The sequence below is a fragment of the Methanosarcina sediminis genome (assembly GCF_052056915.1).
In the GTDB taxonomy this organism is placed as follows: domain Archaea; phylum Halobacteriota; class Methanosarcinia; order Methanosarcinales; family Methanosarcinaceae; genus MTP4.
This window is the reverse complement of sequence record NZ_CP195119.1, coordinates 912,018-926,668: the sequence shown is the minus strand read 5'-3', so window position 1 is coordinate 926,668 and position 14,651 is coordinate 912,018. Positions and strand designations below refer to the sequence as shown.

Sequence of the window (14,651 nt, the reverse complement as noted above, 5' to 3'; positions counted from 1 at the left end):
TTATTTGCAACCTGCATCGGGTTGTATTCCTCTATACTCCATCAGGGGTGTTTTTACTTGTCAGGTTGAGTTTCAACTGCTTGCTTTCATATTCTTGCTTTTAGCTCTTCAGTTTCAGGTTTTCAAAATACTTTCCAGTCTCGGCCACAATGACCTTCCTGAGAGCCAGCAGGGCAATCAGGTTCGGGAAAGCCATTAGTCCGTTTACGATATCTGCCAGGACCCAGATCATTTCCAGGGTCAGGAAGGCGCCGGAGGCAACAATCAGGATATAAAGTATTTTGTAAGGAAGAATGCCCCTGACCCCGAAGAGGAATTCCGTGCAGCGTTCCCCGTAATAGTTCCAGCCGATGATGGTGGTAAACGCAAAGAAGATCAGGCCCACGGTCACGATATAGCTCCCTATATCGGAGAGCACGGTGGAAAAGGCGTAGCTGGTCATGTAAGCCCCTTCCAGGTCCCCTGTCCAGGAATCCGTCATGATTAGCACGGTTCCGGTCATCAGGCAAACTACGATGGTATCGAAAAAGGTCCCGGTCATGGAGATCAGCCCCTGTTTTGCCGGGTCCTTGACCTTTGCGGCTGCGGCTGCAATGGGTGTACTCCCGAGCCCGGCTTCGTTTGAGAAAATCCCCCTGGCAATTCCCATCTGGATGGCCAGCATCATGCTCGCACCCAGGAACCCTCCCCTTGCCGCGGTCTCGGTAAAAGCTGAACTGATGACCAGGGAAAAAACCGCAGGAACCTTATCCAGATTCACCCCGATAATTATCAGGCAGCCGAGCACATACGCAATTGCCATGAAAGGCACCATGAGCTGGGCAACCGCCGCAATCCTCCTGATCCCCCCGAGCGTGACAAATGCCACAAGCAGGCTCAGCACAACCGCAGTCAGGACTTCCGGGATATCAAAAGCAATCCGCGCCGAGTCCACGATGGCGTTTACCTGTGGGAAAGTCCCGATCCCGAAAAGTGCCACATTAAGCCCGAAAAAGGCAAAGAGTGGGGCAAGCACCCGGCCGTACCATTTTCCTGCAAGCCCATTTTTAATGTAGTACATCGGTCCCCCGGACATCTGCCCGTTAGCGTCCACGGTCCTGTACCTGACCGCCAGGAGTGCTTCGGAATACATGGTCGCCATCCCGAAAAAAGCCGCAAGAAACATCCAGAAAAGTGCCCCCGGCCCCCCAGTCTTGACCGCTGTTGCCACCCCGACGATGTTTCCCGTCCCGATTGTCGCCGAAAGTGCAGTACTAAGTGCCGCAAAACTTGAAACATCCCCAAGGACTCCGGCTTCATATTTCCTCGAATTCAGCACATATTTAAGGGCAAGCGGCAGCCTGAAGATCTGGATCAGCCCCAGCCTCAAAGTCAGGAAAATCCCTGTTCCCACCAGCAAAATAAGGAGAGGCGGCCCCCAGACAAAGCCGTCTATCCTCGTCAAAACCTCAAGTATGTCCATACCCAGCAGTTCCATCGAATTCCTGACCCCCGTCGAAGCAATAAGAAAAGATTCCCCACTCATTATTTGTGTAAGGTTTATATTAAACGTTGATGCCGGAGGGGAAGTTCAATCCGTTGGATAGAATTCTGTCTGAAGCCTAACCCTGGATTTCCCGGATTTTTTCCATGCGTTCGTATGCAATTGGGAACAGGGTTCCCGTTTAGTAGCCAGTTCTCATGCCCACCCCTGTTCACGAAGTGAACGGCTTTTCCCTGAAAGTTGAATGAATGAAGGATTATTATTCACCCTTCACCCGTCCTACAACTCTCAGGATTATAGTCGGGTAACGCCCAGTACCCTGATTCCAAACTCAACCTTTACATTTTCCGAACTCTTCTGGCCGGTTATCAGGATATACTTTTTAGTCATCGAGGTATATCCCCCAGTCATTGAGATACACTTTTTAGTTATTTGAATGAACTTTTTAGTTGTTTGAATACACTTTTTAGTCATTGAGATATATTTTTTAGTTATTGGGATGCACTTTTTAGTTATTGAGATACACTTTTTAGTTATTTAAGTGTACTTTCTAGTTCTTGAAATGCAATTCGCAGCTGTGGTCTTACTTTATATTTAATTCACTGGCTGTCTATGAAAATGATTGTGATTTTGAATCGGCGCTTGAGCTATCGGGCAAGAATTCCATGAGAAGTTTGAAAGCATTCTTACAGGGGCAGGCCGTTCGCCTTCGGCGAACGTGGGTTGGGCATGGAATCTGGAAATCGGCGTTTGTCCGGGGTTCTGGATTTCCCGGATTTCCAGGTTTCTTGGGCTTATGCAGGAACCCGAGGTAGCAAGGTTAGCCTAAAAGGAGGTTTTGGCCATGCAGTCTGCTTTGATGATGCCGTTTGTCCAGGTCCGGAAGTTTAAACGTTCTTGTTTTTTTCGTTCTTCTTGCTCTTCTCGCTTTTCCCGCTTTTCTTGCCTTTCTCGCTTTTCTTGCTTTTCGTTTTTTCCTTGAGTAATGGAGAAACCTGTGCCATATATTCCCTGTGTATCCTGACCTGTTCGTCGTAGTTTTGCCTTTCTTTTTCCAGGGACTCTTTCAATATTCTGGATTCCTCTTTCAAACTCTCGATATACTCGGCCTCTTTCCAGCTCACGCTCTCGCTTTCGCTCTCTCCTTTTTTGAGCGAGTCAATAAACTGCCTGACTGCTGCCCTGGTCGCAGCTGTAACGGTATTGTATCCATATTCTCCGGCGGTTTCCTGTAATTCCGCATACAGCTCGCTGTCGATCCGGATTGATTTTAGCACTGCCATAGCTATAGATTTTTTTTCATTCTCTTAGTACTTTTCGTCCGGCTTCTTCAGATTTTAGTTTTAGAGAGACAGTTTTAGGCCGGACAAAGGCAACTGAAAACCTGATATGTCAGAAAAAGTGAAAAAACGCATCTCTAAAATGAAAGGTGAACGATAAATGATATGAAAAACTGAAGAAATGCACACTAAAACTGAAATGTGAATGAAAGCTGAATGAAAAAGGAAAAAGGGAAGAAACAATCCCTTGAAGGACTGTTTCTGAACAGGTAATGCTGCAACCTTAATCTTCTTCTTCGGCTGCTGCAACGGCTTCGGGAGCAGGGGTGCCTGCGGGTGTTCCGACGCCTGACTGCTTTGCTTCAAGGGACTTGAAGTACTTGTTTGTCTCCGCAACCACGACTCCGCTCAGGGCGAGGAGAGCGATGAGGTTCGGGAAAGCCATGAGCCCGTTGAAGATGTCGGCGATGATCCAGACGGCTTCGATGGAGAGGAAACCGCCGGCTGCTACCAGGAAGACGTATACGGCTTTGTAGGGGAGGATACCTTTTACGCCGGCAAGGTATTCCATACAGCGTTCTCCGTAGTAGTTCCAGCCGAGGATGGTCGTGAAGGCGAAGAAGATGAGGCCTATGGTCACGATGTAGGAGCCAAAGCTCGCAAGGGTTCCCGAAAAGGCAGCATTGGTCATGTGGGCGGCTTCACTTGCTCCGTTTGTCCAGGACCCGGAGAGGATGAGGGTCAGCCCGGTCATGGTACAGATGATGATCGTGTCGAAGAAGGTCCCGGTCATGGATATCAGGCCCTGCTTTGCAGGCTCTTTTACCTTGGCCGCGGCTGCAGCGATAGGGGCGCTTCCAAGGCCTGACTCGTTCGAGAAAATCCCTCTTGCAACGCCCATCTGGATTGCAAGCATAACGCCTGCGCCGAGGAAACCTCCGGAGGCGGCGGTCGGGGTAAAGGCGCTCTTAAGGATCAGGGCGATTGCCGAGGGCAGGTTTCCTATGTTGAGGCCGATAACCGTGAGGCAGCCGAGCACGTAGGCAACTGCCATGAAGGGGACAAGCAACTGGGCAACCCGGGAGATGCTCTTGATCCCGCCGATGGTTACCAGGGCGACCAGCAGGGCCAGGATGACTGCGGTATCGATTTTTGGGACACCGAAGGTGGCTTCCACGGAACTTACGATTGCGTTTACCTGGGTAAAGGTGCCCACCCCGAGACTGGCTGCGCAGATCCCGAAGAGAGCGAAGAGCTTGGCAAGCACGCCGCTGTAGCTCTTGTCCGCAAGCCCGTTCTTGATGTAGTACATGGGCCCGCCGGACATCTGCCCGTTTTCGTCAACGGTCCTGTACTTGACGGCAAGGAGGGCTTCGGAATACTTGGTTGCCATCCCGAAGAAGGCTGCAAGCCACATCCAGAAAAGAGCTCCAGGACCTCCTCTTGCGATGGCTGTAGCAACTCCGACAATGTTTCCAGTCCCTATCGTTGCCGAAAGGGCCGTACAGAGGGCCGCAAAGCTTGATACGTCTCCCTGGGCGGTGGTGTCGATTTTTCGGGAACGTGCCACATCTTTCAGGGCAAGGGGCAGTTTGGTTACCTGGATGAGTTTCAGGCGCAGGGTCAGGTATGCTCCGGTTCCTACCAGCAGGAGCAGGAGAGGGGGTCCCCAGACAAGCCCGTCAATACTATTCAAAAGGGAGAGTATTTCTGGTGAGTTAAATAACTCGAATATTGAATTGACTACCATTGGGATCAAACCTTCAAAATAAAATAATTGTGATTCAGGGAAGGAGCAGCCTGCAAAGTTTGCTTTCAGGCACCTTCAGGTGAACTACTTTCAGGCACCTTGGGGAACTACTTTCAGGAACCTTGGGTAACTACTTTCAGGGAGCTCCCAACCTGCAGGTTCCAATAAGGAAATGGTGAAAGTCCTCTGCCGACTGCAGCTTTATTTTTATTATCTCATTTAAATATCATTAATTAAAAATTATGATATTTAAGAACATTGATTTTCTTCCTTAAAAAATAATAATTTAAAACAGTTATTTATCCATAAAAACCCTCAAAGAGCTTTAAATCTCTTTTAAGATTGTTTACATGCTTTGAAATAAATTGAGGATAATGCGTAAATTATAATTATCTTCCCTATTTTTATTATAAAATTCACTAAATTTATTACTATAAAATTTATACCTTTTTACTATAAACTTTGTATTTTTTAGATACCTGTTTGAAATGTACCTATTTTTCCGAAAAAAATTCCTGAAAAGAGTAGTTTGTATCTCCCGTTTTCGGGAAATATTCTATCTTTTGCAGGCGAGAGGACTTCTTCCTCGACAGTTCCGGCTTGCAGGGAATGGAAGGTGGATGGAGAAAGCCGTCCACTTTAAAAAGTATTTTATTCTAACGCAAAGCATATTAAATGTTAAGATGTATATTATTATGATGTTGAAAGCCTATAAATTTAGGTTGTATCCTACAGCCGAACAAAAAACCATGATAGCTAAACAGATTGGTAGCTGTAGGTTTGTATACAATTGGGCTTTAGAACAGAAAATTAAGACTTACGAACAGGAAGGAAAATCAATATCCAGGTATGACCTGAACAAACTTCTTCCTCAACTGAAACAGGATCATGAATGGTTGAAGGAAGGGAACGCTCAGTCATTACAGGGAATGACTCTTAACCTTGAATCAGCATTCACAAGGTTTTTCAGGGAAAAGAAAGGTTTTCCGATTTTCAAATCAAGAAAGAATCCTATACAGTCTTTCCCGATCCCTCAAAGCTACACAGTAGACTTTGATAATAACAGTGTCAAGCTCCCTAAAATGGGAGAAGTCAAAGCAGTTTTTCATCAAAGGTTTGAGGGGAAACTGAAAACAGCAATCCTCTCACGAACTTACACACAAAAATACTTTATCAGTATTCTTGTGGATGATGGGGAAGAGTTGCCAGAAAAACAGGAATTTTCTGCGGATACAACTGTAGGGGTAGATGTAGGTATCAAGGATTTTGCAGTTCTTTCAACTGGTGAGAAGGTAGAGAATCCCAAGTACCTGAAAAACTCCATGAAACGGTTGAAAGTTCTGCAAAGAAGAGTCAACAGAAAAACAAAAGGTTCGAGTAATCGGGAAAAGGCCAAATTAAGGCTTTCCAGACTTCATGAGAAGATCAGCAACCAACGAAACGATTTCCAGCACCAACTTTCCTCAAAACTGATACGCGAGAACCAAGCAATATCTCTGGAAACGTTAAACGTTAACGGTATGTTGAAAAACCATTGTCTTGCACAGGCAATAAGTGATTCTTCATGGAGTAGTTTTGTTACAAAGTTAGAGTATAAAGCTGAATGGTACGGAAAAACCATATTAAGGATAGGAAGGTTCAAGCCGTCCACGAAACTTTGTAACGTTTGCGGATATAACAATAAGGATATAACCCCGGATGTCAGGGAATGGGAATGCCCTAAATGCAAAACCAAACATGACAGGGACATAAACGCCGCTATCAATATCAAAAAATTCTCATTACAAGATCAAAATCTGATCGGAATTTGACACCCACGGAACGTGGGGAAGAGCCTGTGGACTTGTGGAGGTTGCTCCGGGGAATGAAGCAGGAAGCCCCTTACTCTAAAACCGAAGGTTTTAGGGGGGTAGTTCACATAAGATATGTTCCATATATCAAAGGGAACGTTGTACTTTCCGGGCCCTGCAAGAGAGCTTAATGCTGCCCGGATAGCATGGACAAGGGGTTGAGTAAATAATATTATGGGGTTTGTCTGGTAGTCCGGCAAGGGTATACGTAGTAAGAATAGTTGCTGGTCTTCCTGAATCGTCTTACTTAAACTTAGTTTCGTTTTTCCCAATGAACAGGGGTAAATCAGTCTAATTTAAAGGGTGAAAGACATGGTTGAGTACATGAATCTCAAAATCGGGGAAGCTGCAGGAGCGCTTTACCACAGGCTGGTAGAAGGGGACTGCAGCCTGAACCAGATAAAGAACCACCTCAATGAGGAAGGTTTTGACTCACAGTTAGCTTTAATGGCCGTAGGCTGGCTTGCCAGAGAAGACAAAATAAGCGTTGACAAAGCAACAAACAAGTGGTCAATCCAGTTGAAAGAGTAAGTTATCAGTTCAGATGAAGGAATAAGTTATCAGTTCAGATGAAGGAATAAGTTATCAGTTCAGATGAAGAAATAAGTTATCAGTTCAGATGAAGAAGTAACTGAAGCTTATAAGGGTTCATTCATTTGAAGGAAGAATAAAATAAACTTCAAGTTAGTCGCAATAAACTTCAAGCTAGTCGCAACTTTAAACTAGCCGCCGCTTCTTGTTCTCAATTTAGATCAAAACTCCTGTCAGGTAGGCTAGAGACCCTAACTGCATGATCGTAAGGGTCTTTTTTCTCAGGTCGAGGACGTTTTTTGCGGACTGGTCCCTGAGAAGTACCCGGCAGAGAAAGAGGTAGGAAAGCACCGGGACAAGGACCAGAGCCAGGAAGAGCCAGTCCCTGTAAAGCCTGGGGTCCATGTTGACAAAAAAGGGCAGGGGGTCAAGGAGCATGATTCCCGCATACAGGGCTGCCGAAAGTTTTGCGGCAGAGCTTCCTGACCTGCAAACAGCTAGTGTCCTTACCCCGAAAAGGCGGTCTCCCGGGACGTCGGCAATGTCGATCATGATCTCGAAAGCCAGTCCTACAATAAAGGTGATTGCTGCAAAAAACAGGATGATGGGTTCAATTTCTGGGTCCGAGAGAAGGGATCCGAAAATGATCACGAAAGAGAATCCGTAGGCTGCAATGATATTTTTCACCAGGAGATATTTCTTCAGGGAATGGCTGTAGAGGAAAAAGAAAGGGATGCTCATGAGGACAAAACCCGCAGCCTGGAAAGCCAGGGTCAAAGAGAGCAGGGCGGAAGCCAGCAGGAAGCCCATTCCTATCCCGAATGCCGTTTTCCCGGACAGGTCTTCCCTGACCAGAGGCCTTTCATACCTTTTATTAGCCTTGTCGATTCTGAAGTCGTAGTAATCGTTGACCGCAAAAACGCCCATTGCCAGACATACGATTACGAAAAATCCCCTGAAGTATTCCGGCTGCCAGCCAGTCAGGTCCCCGGAAAGAACGCCCGAGAGCAGGACTGAAAACCCTGCAAAGAGAGAATTTTCAAACCTCACAAGCTTCAGAAAGGTTCCGAGCCTGGGAGCCAGGGACTTATTTTTTTCTGGCATTCAGCTCCTTTTATTTCAGCTCCTTTAAATTTAGCTCCTTTAAATTTAGTTCCTGTTAGTTCAGCTCCTTTAAATTTAGTTCCTGTTAGTTCAGCTCCTGTTAGTTCAGCTCCTGCAAATTCAGTTCTTTTAAATTTATTTCCTGTATTTTCTGGCTTACCAGGACCTTCAACTCTTCCAGGTTTTCAGTGTGGTTGATTTCCCCGGCGCTGATGAAGAGTTCCAGTCCGTCCCCTTTTTTCAGGAAAGCACAGGGAAATTCCGCCTTTTTATCCGGGTATTGCTCCGCAAACTCGTCCTTGTGCAGGAATTTTACGGGGAGGTCCCGGCTTTCAACAAATTTTTTCCAGTCGTTTTTCATGCCCCCCATCCCGTATGTGATGGCACAGAGTTTGCAGGGATAGGTGGCAGGGGCTACGATCTTGTGGACATAATCCCCAACGGCCTGAAAGACCCCGCTGTCAGCGTTGTAAACGAAAATAAGTTCAATTTCTTCCAGTAAGAACCCCCCTTCTCCGGTGTGTTTGAACTTCTATAGCTTTTGAAGCTCCCACAGCCTCACAAAAGTTTAAACAATTATATAATAATTCCACAGTATAATTCCATGCAGCGCTGATATACTTTTGGAAACAGTATTTCTGAGCAATTCTGAGCAACTTTCCTTTTTTAGGGAAAGGGTATTGGAAATCAGCCATAAATTATGTGAAGAATTTTACGGAGAAACTCATGAAATTCCTTTTCTGACCCTGGATTTCCCGGAAAGGCCGCGAATATTTTCAAGGCTAACAAGCAGGCCTGCCGCAAGGATCAGCACGCAGCCCAGGCAGGTGTTCAGGCAGAAAGGCACTCCCAGGAGGGTATAGTCAAAAAAGATCCCTGAAACGGGCTCTATCAGAGCAAGGATGCTCCCTACCTGTGCCTCTATTCCGGAAAGGCCTTCGGTATAGAGGATTTCTCCCAGGCCCCCGGAAATCAGCCCGAATGTGAGGAGCACTCCAAGATTCCCTGTCACGGTTGCTCCGGAAGTCCCTGCGGCAAAGGGTGCCGTTAGCAGGACAATGATCACAAGGGGCCAGAAGGCAAGAGCCATTCCCGAGTATTCGTCTTTCAGGTAGCGGATGTTGAGAATCACGGCAGCATACGAAATTCCGGAGATGACTCCTAAAAGGATCCCCAGTCGGTAATTCTCGTCCCATTCGAGCCCGGAAATGCCGATTTCCGGCTTTACAACCATGATTACCCCGGAAATTGCCAGGAAAAGGGCCAGGCAGCTCCTGGAACTTATTTTTTCTTTCAGGAGCAGGGGGGAGAGCAGGGTTACATAGACCGGGGCGGTGTAATGCAGGAGCACGGCAACTGAGAGGCAGGTGAGCTTGATTGCCGCAAAATAGCAAAAGAAGGTCAGGCCCGTAAAAATGCCCTGAAGCAAGAGAAATTTCCTTTTTTCTTTCAGCCTGAGCTCGGAAAGCCTCCCCTTCCACAGAAGGTAAAGTAGAATCGTTACGGCCCCTATCAGCATCTCATAAAAAAGGATGGAGCCTGTGCCCATTCCATCAATGTATTCCAGGAATATGCCTGCCATCCCGTAGATCATGCAGGCAAGGGCTACTTCAATTTGGGCTTTACCGGCTCCGGCGGTCATAGAAACTTTGGTTAGGAAGTCAGGGCATAAATATATTACTTATATTTTGAATGTGGATTTTAGTAGAATTCGAAAGTTGAACCATACAAAAGTTGAACCATACAAAAGTTGAACCATACAAAATCTGGAGGATCATGAAAAAAGCCGTACTTACAATGAGCGTCCTTGATGGAAATTTCGGGGTTTGCAGGCTTGCCAGCGCTTCGGAAATTCCTGAATGGGCCCTTGAAAGTGATTTTTATTCGATAACTAAAACGTCCGATGAATTATCTATTGTCTGCTCGGAAGCCACTGTTCCGGAAAATGTCATATGCGAACGGGGCTGGAAAGGGCTGAAGGTGGATGGACCCCTTGATTTCGGGCTGACGGGGATTCTTGCCGGCATCAGTGCCGTCCTGGCTGGAAAGGAGGTCAGCATCTTTGCGGTTTCAACGTATGATACGGACTATGTCCTGGTCAGGAATAAAGATCTGGAAACTGCGGTTGAAGCCCTTGAAGAGGCAGGCTACGTTATTTTGGTTTAATTCCAGGGCAAGACCCGTCTTGGAGTTTTGGTTCGATTTGTTGGGTTTAATTTAGTGGGTTCAATGTGCCATTTCCTGATACGGACCTCAGGGTTTGCCTGCTTGTCAGTGTCGTCAGAATCTTGAAAAAGGTTTAGCAAAGTATATAACAGCGGGCAGTTAATTCTGAGAACATGGATGACATGATGGAAAAGCTGGTAAATACGTCGTTTTATCCCGTTGTTATAATGGGGTTAGTGGTCATTTCCGCTCTTTTTGTCCTTATGTTCAGGTTTGCCGATGAGGTGAATCTCAGAATGGTTTTGCTGATGTCCCTGATGATTTCAATAGTGTCTATCCTTCTGGTAAGGTTCATTGTCTACAAAAAGAAGTATGGAGGTTTCTAAGTTCCTTGCCTTCCGAAAAATGCTTCCAGAGACCTTTTCTTCTGAGATTCCTGCTTGAGCCGGGTTTCTTTAGCTCATGTGGAAGACCAGGAGCATGAATCCTGTGTAAACCAGAATCAGGAAAAGGCCCTCAAACCTTTTGATCTCCCAGCCTGTCCAGATGAAAAGGAGAAGCATGAGGCTTATAAGAAGCATAAAAGGGGTTATGGAATAGACGACCATTTCCGTTATTGGGAGAGGGTAGGCGAGCCCTGCGCAGCCAAGGATCAGAAAGATGTTTGTTATGTTGGAGCCAATGGCATTTCCCAGGGCGATATTTGCAAAACCGCTCCGCGCGGCCGAAACCGTGACCATCAGTTCCGGAAGGGAAGTGCCAACTGCAACCAGGCTCATGCCAATAAGGGTTTCGGGAATTTCCAGGAGCCGGGCAAAGAAGATTGACTGGTCAATAAAATACCTGGCCCCAATAATAATGGCAGCCCCACTTGCAAGCAGCTTAATGAAATCTCTATAAAGGCTTCCATTCCCACAGGTTTTTATTTCAATTTCGGGCTCAATTTCAAGTTCCTGTCCTTTATTTTCAATGTCGGTCCCTTCCCTGGGTTTGGCTTTTTCTTCCTTTTTACAGGTGCTGTTTATTTCTATGCGCCCTTTTATCCCGGTTTCAATTTTTGCTTTCAGGTCAAAGAGATACTCAAATTTGAAAAAATAATTAAGGAAATCCTTGAAATATATCTCTTCCTCATGTTTCTGCACCTTGTCAAGCAGAAAAAAAACGTAAGCGACATAGAGCAGGAGAAAAATCGAGGCTTCAAGCCTTGAGATCCGGAAATCAAGGGCAAAAATGTAGAACACGGCGGAGGCAAAGAACATAATGTAGCCATCCCTTTTCAGCATCAACTCCTCGGTTTTGACCCTGGAAATGAGCGCTGCGATGCCTACGATGAGCCCTACGTTGGCAATGTTTGACCCTACAACGTTTCCTATCACTATTCCACTTGCTTCCTGGAAAGATGCGGCAAGAGAGGAAGCAAGTTCGGGCACTGAAGTTCCCACCGAAACGAGGGTTAGCCCTATCACGAACTCCGAAACCCCAAGCTTCTTTGCGATAGAGGAAGAGGCCATTACAAATAGATCGGAACCCTTGACAAGGAGGCCGAGTCCGGCTACCAGGAGGATTACGTTGACTGCGGGCACAGTAAAAGAAGTGAATCCGGGTTTATTTAAAAGTATCTTCTTATACTGGAATTATTTTCAGTAATTATTTTCAGTAATTATTTTCAGTAATCATTTTCAGTAATCATTTTCAAAACCTATTAATTCAGGAACTATTTCCTTTTAGCCGATACCCCGTAGCTTGCTGCGGGGTGCGCCAGCGAAACTTTGATTTTTTTCAAGCGGTTCACTTTCCTGCTTCAGGAACGGTTGTAAGTTTTGAGTATTTCACTCCTTTTAGACTCAGGATATTTTCGGTAAGTTCCACTATCTTTTCGCCTTCTCCTTCCATTATGATAACTTCAAAACACGAGTTTGCATCAATATGGAAACGCACGGTCGAATTTATCAGATCGGTGTACCCGTGCTGGATTTTTGCCAGGGAATTGGAAACCCCTTTCTTCGAGCAGTCATATACGATGGAAATCGTTGCAGCCCTTTTTCCCTGGATTTCCTTCATCCATTCATAGTGCTGGTTGTAAGTCCGGATAGCGTCCCTTATGCCTTCTGAGCGGGAAGAGTATCCCCTATCCATTATTATTTTATCAAAATTATCAAGAAGTTCTCCGGGAAGAGATATCCCTATCCTCATAAGCTGCTTTTCCATAATCCCTACTCCTTAAAGTAATAGAATACCCCTTTAAAGGTACCCTTCTTTTGAGCCTTATTTTTCCTGTTCTGGAATTTTCTGCCCTGAATTTCGGGTGAATGAAAACCCTTAACAAATTTCGTTTCAGAACTGAGGCACGGCAGGAAATATAATAGGCCTCCAATTTCCCTCCTAAATATAGTGGTCTGAAGTTATATTTAACATTTTTTTACATCTTAAGTAATATTTTTTATTATTTTAAACCTGATTATTCATAAAATATTATATTTTTTAGCAGGGTCCTTTCGGCAGTTTTCCCTCAATGTAAGAAATAAATCATCTCTTTGAGGCTGTAATTCCTTATTTTGGGTTAAACTGGACTTTGCAATTTATACGAATAAATTGGGTGAACTAAAGCTAAAATCATTCTGTTCCCCGGTTATGGTCGTTTGATCTTCAGGTTATGTTAGTCTGGTCCTTCGGCAAATCTAATAACGGACAAATGCTTAACAGTGTGAAAATCAAGCTATAGCGGAAGTGATCAGGTCACGAAAATCCTGTCATAAGGTTAAAGGCACAGGAAAATAGAAAGAGGAAATAGCAGGGTCCGGGCATGTTAACCATCGAAAATCATCTGGAAGTTGAAAACGGGCAGCTCACTCTCGGCGGGATTTCCTCGCCGGGGCGCTATCTTGCGGCTGACTCAACCTTGCTCCTGACAAATGTCAATACCGTGAAGCCCGCTGCAAAAAAGTTCGTGGGCGCCTCCTGGCTTCGGAAGTTCCGGTGAACAAAGGTGAGGTGGATCTTATCAGGAGACGAGAGGATTATTCCGACCTTCTTGCAAACAAGGTAATTCCCTCCATGATTCTATAAAGCAGGACATGCGCCCGCAGACGGGCAAGGTCCTGCCAGGTGCCTCTACGACTTCCGTCCGGGATCTACGGAATTCGCACAGGATTTTGACGGGATATGCAGGGGATTTGCACTTAATTTGCATGGAACCTGAACAGGATCTGCATGGAATTTGCCGGGATTTCGACAGTGTCTAAAATTTTATAACTGAAATAAGGTTTGATAAGCCTCCCGCGAATTCCCAAAAAGCTTATTAAAGGCAGAGTGCTATAGCGTGCGACACGTTTACTTTGAAATTACAGAAATCGGGCTAATTTCCCGGGATTTTCCTATTTATCATATTTGATGAAAGAGTTTCAATTAAAGAGTTGAAAAATCATGGCAATCGAGAAAGGCAATTTCATAAAATTAAGCTACACAGGAAAGTTTGAAGACGGCAGGGTTTTTGACACAACCGACGAAGAACTTGCAAAGGCGGAAGAAATTTTCAACCCCCGCGGCCTTTATGGCGGAGACGTTGTAATTGTCGGGGCAGGGCACACCATTGAGGGCCTGGACGAAGACCTCGAAGGAAAGGAAGTCGGGTACTCCGGCAGCGTTGATATTCCTCCGGAAAAGGCTTTCGGACCAAGCAACCCCAAGCTCATTGAGACCCTCTCCATCACAAAGTTCGAAGACAGGAAAGCCTATCCTGGCATGAGCGTCGAGATTGACGGCAGAAGAGGTGTGGTCACAAGGGTAATCGGGCGCAGGGCTACCGTGGACTTCAACAGTCCCCTGGCAGGCCAGACCGTGACCTACGAGTACACTATTGAGGCAACTCTCGAAGAAGATGTCGAAAAGGTCCAGGGCCTGCTTGCCCTCTACACCGGCCTCCGGGACATGGAAGTCGAAATCGAAGGCGAAATCGCAAAAATCTCCATCCCCACCGGCCTTACCTTCAACCAGCGCTGGCTCATGGCAAAGAACAGGGTGGCAACCGAACTCTTCCAGTACCTGGGTCTTAAGGAAATCCAGCTCATCGAAAAGCTCTCTGCCGAACCCCAGATCTCCGAAGAAGCCATTGCCGAAGCCATAGCCGCAGCAGGGGCCGATTCCGAAGCAGAAGCTCCCGAAGCTGAAGCCGAAGCTGAAGCCGAAGAGCCTGAAGAAGCAGAAAACTAATCTCTGACCTGAACCGTAAGGAATGGGTTAGGAGGCGAAGAGCCTTTCTCTTCGCAAATTTTATATATAATAATCGGATTCTCAGTACATGCTCCCCGGCATTCAATACATCAATGCATCAATGGTGTTTCCGGGAAGTCTTTGAGAATCCCTTCCTTAATGCTGAGATAGCCAAGCGGACTACGGCGCCGGTCTTGAAAACCGGTAGTGCCTCGCACTGCGGGAGTTCGAATCTCCCTCTCAGCGCTAACTGAGTAGGTATTTTTAAAAAATGCCTA

14 protein-coding genes, 1 tRNA gene and 1 pseudogene are annotated in these 14,651 nt (G+C 46.0%); 7 read left to right on the top strand and 9 right to left on the bottom strand.

Going from position 1 to position 14,651, the window contains the following annotated elements:
• Positions 1–100: 100 nt before the first annotated feature.
• The 3 genes from ACSAZK_RS03900 to ACSAZK_RS03890 form a co-directional block, all read right to left on the bottom strand.
• On the bottom strand, positions 101–1,477 hold the full coding sequence (locus ACSAZK_RS03900) for an alanine/glycine:cation symporter family protein (RefSeq protein WP_440956101.1): 1,377 nt from the start codon (positions 1,475–1,477) through the stop codon (positions 101–103).
• An 893-nt stretch (positions 1,478–2,370) separates the two neighbouring features.
• A complete protein-coding gene (locus ACSAZK_RS03895) occupies positions 2,371–2,766 on the bottom strand; it encodes a hypothetical protein (RefSeq protein WP_440956100.1) in 396 nt (131 codons plus the stop codon).
• 280 nt (positions 2,767–3,046) lie between these two features.
• Positions 3,047–4,513, bottom strand: a complete 1,467-nt coding sequence (locus ACSAZK_RS03890) for an alanine/glycine:cation symporter family protein (RefSeq protein WP_440956099.1) — start codon at positions 4,511–4,513, stop codon at positions 3,047–3,049.
• A 698-nt stretch (positions 4,514–5,211) separates the two neighbouring features.
• On the opposite strand from ACSAZK_RS03890, the gene tnpB reads away from it, so the two are divergent.
• Positions 5,212–6,324, top strand: coding sequence for an IS200/IS605 family element RNA-guided endonuclease TnpB (tnpB, locus tag ACSAZK_RS03885; protein ID WP_440957098.1), 1,113 nt, complete (start codon positions 5,212–5,214; stop codon positions 6,322–6,324).
• A gap of 351 nt (positions 6,325–6,675) precedes the next feature.
• Positions 6,676–6,894, top strand: coding sequence for a winged helix-turn-helix domain-containing protein (locus ACSAZK_RS03880; RefSeq protein ID WP_440956098.1), 219 nt, complete (start codon positions 6,676–6,678; stop codon positions 6,892–6,894).
• A gap of 216 nt (positions 6,895–7,110) precedes the next feature.
• On the opposite strand, the gene ACSAZK_RS03875 is transcribed toward ACSAZK_RS03880, so the two are convergent.
• The 4 genes and pseudogenes from ACSAZK_RS03875 to ACSAZK_RS03860 form a co-directional block, all read right to left on the bottom strand.
• On the bottom strand, positions 7,111–7,998 hold the full coding sequence (locus ACSAZK_RS03875; RefSeq protein ID WP_440956097.1) for a UbiA family prenyltransferase: 888 nt from the start codon (positions 7,996–7,998) through the stop codon (positions 7,111–7,113).
• Positions 7,950–8,078 (bottom strand): annotated as a pseudogene (locus ACSAZK_RS03870) (pentapeptide repeat-containing protein); the annotation flags it as partial. The pseudogene ACSAZK_RS03870 and the gene ACSAZK_RS03875, both read right to left, overlap by 49 nt.
• 20 nt (positions 8,079–8,098) lie before the next feature.
• Positions 8,099–8,359, bottom strand: a complete 261-nt coding sequence (locus ACSAZK_RS03865; protein ID WP_440956096.1) for a hypothetical protein — start codon at positions 8,357–8,359, stop codon at positions 8,099–8,101.
• A 363-nt stretch (positions 8,360–8,722) separates the two neighbouring features.
• Positions 8,723–9,640 (bottom strand): DMT family transporter, encoded by a 918-nt coding sequence (locus ACSAZK_RS03860; protein ID WP_440956095.1) that lies wholly within the window; start codon positions 9,638–9,640, stop codon positions 8,723–8,725.
• 134 nt (positions 9,641–9,774) lie between these two features.
• Between ACSAZK_RS03860 and ACSAZK_RS03855 the strand changes: the two genes are divergently transcribed.
• Together ACSAZK_RS03855 and ACSAZK_RS03850 are read left to right on the top strand one after the other, a co-directional pair.
• Positions 9,775–10,164 carry an ACT domain-containing protein gene (locus tag ACSAZK_RS03855; RefSeq protein ID WP_440956094.1) on the top strand — a complete coding sequence of 130 codons (390 nt, stop codon included), beginning with the start codon at positions 9,775–9,777 and terminating at the stop codon, positions 10,162–10,164.
• Positions 10,165–10,337: 173 nt separating this feature from the next.
• Positions 10,338–10,550: a hypothetical protein gene (locus ACSAZK_RS03850; RefSeq protein ID WP_440956093.1), complete on the top strand. Its 213-nt coding sequence runs from the start codon at positions 10,338–10,340 to the stop codon at positions 10,548–10,550.
• A gap of 69 nt (positions 10,551–10,619) precedes the next feature.
• Here the strand turns inward: ACSAZK_RS03850 and ACSAZK_RS03845 are convergent, their stop codons facing one another.
• Together ACSAZK_RS03845 and nikR are read right to left on the bottom strand one after the other, a co-directional pair.
• Positions 10,620–11,747 carry a calcium/sodium antiporter gene (locus ACSAZK_RS03845; protein ID WP_440956092.1) on the bottom strand — a complete coding sequence of 376 codons (1,128 nt, stop codon included), beginning with the start codon at positions 11,745–11,747 and terminating at the stop codon, positions 10,620–10,622.
• Positions 11,748–11,952: 205 nt separating this feature from the next.
• Complete coding sequence (gene nikR, locus ACSAZK_RS03840) at positions 11,953–12,372, bottom strand: nickel-responsive transcriptional regulator NikR (protein WP_440956091.1); 420 nt, start codon at positions 12,370–12,372, stop codon at positions 11,953–11,955.
• Between the two features lie 595 nt (positions 12,373–12,967).
• On the opposite strand from nikR, the gene ACSAZK_RS03835 reads away from it, so the two are divergent.
• From ACSAZK_RS03835 to ACSAZK_RS03825, 3 genes are all read left to right on the top strand, one after another.
• The gene (locus tag ACSAZK_RS03835) at positions 12,968–13,144 is read left to right on the top strand and encodes a hypothetical protein (RefSeq protein WP_440956090.1); all 177 of its coding nucleotides are present in this window, start codon (positions 12,968–12,970) and stop codon (positions 13,142–13,144) included.
• A 443-nt stretch (positions 13,145–13,587) separates the two neighbouring features.
• A complete protein-coding gene (locus tag ACSAZK_RS03830) occupies positions 13,588–14,373 on the top strand; it encodes an FKBP-type peptidyl-prolyl cis-trans isomerase (RefSeq protein ID WP_440956089.1) in 786 nt (261 codons plus the stop codon).
• Between the two features lie 161 nt (positions 14,374–14,534).
• Positions 14,535–14,619 (top strand) — tRNA-Ser (locus tag ACSAZK_RS03825).
• The last annotated feature ends 32 nt before the right edge of the window (positions 14,620–14,651 follow it).